This window comes from Pseudomonas sp. I2 (genome assembly GCF_040984075.1).
Classification (GTDB): domain Bacteria; phylum Pseudomonadota; class Gammaproteobacteria; order Pseudomonadales; family Pseudomonadaceae; genus Aquipseudomonas; species Aquipseudomonas guariconensis_B.
Genome location: NZ_JBCGFQ010000134.1, coordinates 1 through 582 on the forward strand (window position 1 = coordinate 1; position 582 = coordinate 582).

Annotated in this window: 1 protein-coding gene; it reads right to left on the reverse strand. The window is 67.5% G+C overall.

Translation table 11 applies throughout. The features are described from left to right. A partial coding sequence (locus WCE05_RS25900; RefSeq protein ID WP_368816824.1) for a phosphopantetheine-binding protein occupies positions 1-582 on the reverse strand: 582 nt, incomplete at both ends.

Here is a 582-nt window from a genome sequence, read left to right on the forward strand (position 1 = left end):
CGTCGTGCTGGGCGTACAGTGCCAGCAGCGCCTGCTCCAATGCGCTGGCATCCACCGTTTCGGTGCCGCGCAGCAACAGCGACTGGTTCCAGTGTTGCGGCTCGCTCATGCGCTGGTCGAAGAACCATTGCTGGAACGGCAGCAGCGGCGCGCTGCCCGTCACCGGGCCCTGGTCGATACGCGGCACCACCGCCTCCCCGAGCTGGGCCACGGCCGCCAGGCGCTGCACGGTCTGGTGCTGGAACAATGCCTTGGGCGTGATATGGATCCCGGCCTGTCGCGCACGACTGACCACCTGGATCGACATGATCGAGTCGCCGCCCAGGGCGAAGAAATTCTCGGTAACGCCCACCGGGCCTGCGCCCAGCACGGCCTGCCAGATCTCGGCCAGGGCGATTTCGGTCGGTGTGGCCGGCGCCTGATAGTCGCGAGCCTTGACGGTCTGGTCCGGGCGTGGCAAGGCCTTGCGGTCGAGCTTGCCGTTGGGCGACAGCGGCAGGCTGTCCAGTGCCAGCCACTGGTTCGGCACCATGTAGTCCGGTAGGCCACGGCGCAGATGCTCGGCCAGTTGTGCCTGCCAAT